The 3,402-nt window shown below is 63.6% G+C and carries 3 protein-coding genes; 1 reads left to right on the top strand and 2 read right to left on the bottom strand.

From position 1 onward, the window contains the following. Positions 1-513, top strand: a 513-nt coding sequence (locus tag L332_RS0115700) for an integrase core domain-containing protein (protein ID WP_144061100.1), incomplete at its 5' end; no start/stop codon positions are given. Positions 514-734: 221 nt separating this feature from the next. Here L332_RS0115700 and L332_RS30210 read toward each other — a convergent pair. Next, on the bottom strand, positions 735-1,703 hold the full coding sequence (locus L332_RS30210; protein WP_144061099.1) for a hypothetical protein: 969 nt from the start codon (positions 1,701-1,703) through the stop codon (positions 735-737). Positions 1,704-2,284: 581 nt separating this feature from the next. After that, positions 2,285-3,229, bottom strand: coding sequence for a hypothetical protein (locus L332_RS26950; protein ID WP_144061098.1), 945 nt, complete (start codon positions 3,227-3,229; stop codon positions 2,285-2,287). Between the last annotated feature and the right edge of the window lie 173 nt (positions 3,230-3,402).

The raw sequence follows: 3,402 nt of genomic DNA, 5'->3' as shown, positions 1-3,402 counted from the left end.
CTCGGCCGCATCCCCGACGGCGGCGGCTGGCGCGCGAACGGCCGCGGCGTGGGCGCGGACCGGGATCGGGACCGCCGCTCGGGCTACGACTTCGTCCACTCGCTCGTCGACGACCACTCCCGGCTCGCGTACTCGGAGATCCTCGCGGACGAGAAGGGCGCCACCTGCGCCGGCTTCCTGCGCCGAGCGGCTGCGTTCTTCGCCGCGCACGGCATCGCCTCGATCGAGCGGATCATGACCGACAACGCCTGGGCGTACCGCTACTCGCTGCGCGAGACCGTCGCAGAGCTCGGCGCGCGGCAGGTGTTCATCCGCCCCCACTGCCCGTGGCAGAACGGCAAGGTCGAACGCTTCAACCGCACCCTGCAGAGCGAATGGGCCTACCGGCAGCCCTTCACCTCGAACGCCGAACGCGCCGCCGCCCTTGCCCCCTGGCTCCAGCGCTACAACACTGAACGCATCCACTCAGCCATCGGAGCCCCACCCATCACCCGAACCGCACCAAGGTCATGACCCGGTACAGCTAGGCGTCATCCGGATGGTCACGCTGGGCCCGGTGCACGAGCCGCACTACCGGGGGTGTCGGCGAACTCGGCGCGGCACCAACGGAAGCCGCTCGGCTACGCGGATGCTGGGACCGCGTAGCGACGAGCAGCGAAGAGCAGCGACGAGTCGGTCAAGCGCGCTCGACGCTGCCCTGACCGAGACTGCGGAGCTGTTCGAAGTCGATCCCTTCAAACATCGCGCGAAGCTGGCCGTGAGAAGAACCGCCCGAACGCGGAAATTGCGGGCGGGGGCGGCTCGTTAGCGACTACTGACCGCCTGACGACCGCGTCCATAACGTTTCTCGCCCAATCTGCCATCAGCGATTGCCCGTTTGCGGAGTTCAAGAGTTCGTTGGCGCACTCTGCCCGCTCGACGTCGCGCACTGCCAGTGCCAGTTGGAACTCTTTGGCCCAAGCGTCTCGTTGGAGCCGCGCAAACGCCAGCAGCTCCTGGACGTTTAGAACCACTTCATCAGGAGGAACACTTGGATCAGACTCGGCTTGTTTGGCAATCTGCAAAATCTCGTCGAGGATAGCAACTTGGCCGCCGAGGTTACTTAGGCCGTCCTTGAGTCGGTCGACTTCGCTTAAATCTCGGTAATTCGAGGCCTCCCGCAATGCGACGCGACGCTCCTTTGATTGCTGCGCTGCCGATTCTCGGAAACGCTCCAGCATTCCAATCACTTCAGCCAGCGACTCACCCTTCGCGGGTGAGCTCAACTGATCGGTCGAAGAGGCGTATGAATCGGAAATCATCGCGACGGCGATCTGCTGCCCAAGAGCAAAGTAGACATTTGTCCAGAGCTGGTCCAAGTGGAGCGGTCCAGGGGTCGCTTGTGGCCGTCTTTCGGAAGCAAGTGCCGCCGCGCGCAACACCTCGCTCACTTGTTGCACCGATCGTTGCCAAAGGTCGTCCAGGTTCGCCTGAACGAGCAGGGGCACCGCATCGCTGTCCGCCAGGGGGCGCACGACTTCTGCGATGCGCTGCTCGCCTGCGGCGCGCATCTTCCGCTGATGGGCCAAGAGAACACGGTCGAAGGCCGCTACAGATTCTGCGTCACGCAAGTCTTGAGCGGCCATCTCATGACGCCGTGTTGCGGCTAGGTCAAACCGCTCTAAGTACTTCGCAAACTCTTCGGCTGTCACATCGGTCACCACTACTTCAGAGTAGGGCCTCTATCGACACGGAAACTAGCGTCTCCGATCCGAACCATCCCACACAGCTGCACGACCGTCGCCCGCCGGGGCACCCGCCTGACGATTGTTGAGCGCGCAACTTCGTGGTTGCAATGCGCCGTCGACCGGCGCCCTGATGGCAGCGGTGCTGCCACACGCAGCGTTGCCGAACCTGACGCGCCGGGATTAGGGCCGTTCCGACCAAGAACTACGGCGGCAGACGAAACGAGCGTTCCGGCGGTGCCAGCGCCGATAAGCGCCTTTTGAGCGACCTCCTCGCCCACGACCTTGAGCCTTTCGGGCTCCCGGAACGCCTCGCGCCACGGCATCACGCTCAGCGTGTCACGATCCGGCTCGATGCCGAGAGGAGCTTGAAAGTGCTCGACGATCGCCGCTGTTGAGTTGAGGGAGTCGATCACGGTACGCGCAGGTCTTGCGTGGAGCAGAACGTTGGCGTTAGCGACTCCACCGGCTGCATCCGTCTGTGCTGTCAACCGGGTCGTGTTGTTCAGCACGTCCGCCCGCCGCTTCTCACGTGCAACCGCAAGGATGACGACGTAGAGCTACCCCGGTTCGACCCGGAACTGCATCACGATGTAGCCAGCATATTCGAAACCCGGCTTGATGACTCCGTCGTTGGTTTCGAATCCGAGATGAAAGGGGGCACCGGTAGCTGCGGACACTGCGTCGAAGTCAAGTCCGGGCGCATTCGTCTCGATGATGCCGCTGCCGGTGATCGGCACGAGCCGCACTGGTTCGGAAGCAAGTGCAGTCGCACCGTCCCAGACTGAAGCGGCGTTGCTCGCAGACAACGTGACTCCCACTGAGACGTCCTCGGACGCTTCGGCAGGAACGTAGAAGCGAGCGGTGGCGCCCTGGAGCCATGAGGTTGGAATCGAGTCGTAGTTATCGGGCGCAGCGTTCTCGTAGAAAGCGCGGACGATCACGGTGTCGCCCGGCTCCACCTCCAACCGATCCGACCACACGTTATCGCCGTTCACGACGTCGGTCGGCAGGCGCATGCCAACGAAGTTGCGTTCATCCCCAAACACCGCGTTGTCCGAGAAGGCGTTGAAGGCTGGGTGCGTGGGTATCTCGTCCTCGTGGAGGCGATACATCGTTCGGTCTGGCCCCCAACCTCCTGCGTAGGTGGGCGCCCCGGGAAGCGCATCGTCTGGCTCCCAGAGGTCTCGCAAACTGACGCCGAGGACGCCCATGATGCTCGAGACAACGCCAATCACGGCGAAGCCCGCGACGAACGACTTGACGATTCGACTCCTGAGAGTTTGCTTTCGTGTTGCTGGCGGGTCGCCTGCTTCGGGGGCTTGGGTTGCTTCGGCCACGATCGGGCTCGCTTGAGACGCCGAGGTCTCGTTTGCTCCGGTGACGGATTGAGCAACCGGCCGCTGCGAGGCCGACGAGTCCTCTGCTTCGGGGGTTGCGTCCGCCGCACTCGGGTTCGCCGGCGTTGCCGAGATCTTCTTCGCTCCGGTGGCAGATCGATCCATCAAGCTCCAAGCATCGGGTACCGCAGTCGCACGCTCATCACAGACGTACTTCGCCCTCGTGCGTGACTTGCCCGAATGGTAGTGGAACGCACGCGGGCAGGACCGCGCAGCCTACCCGCATCGAGCGAGGGCCGGTTCTTCGCGAGGTGCCTCACTGAGAAGTGAGCGCGAGG

This window comes from Agrococcus pavilionensis RW1 (assembly GCF_000400485.1).
In the GTDB taxonomy this organism is placed as follows: Bacteria; Actinomycetota; Actinomycetes; order Actinomycetales; family Microbacteriaceae; genus Agrococcus; species Agrococcus pavilionensis.
This window is presented reverse-complemented; position numbering and strand designations above follow the sequence as displayed.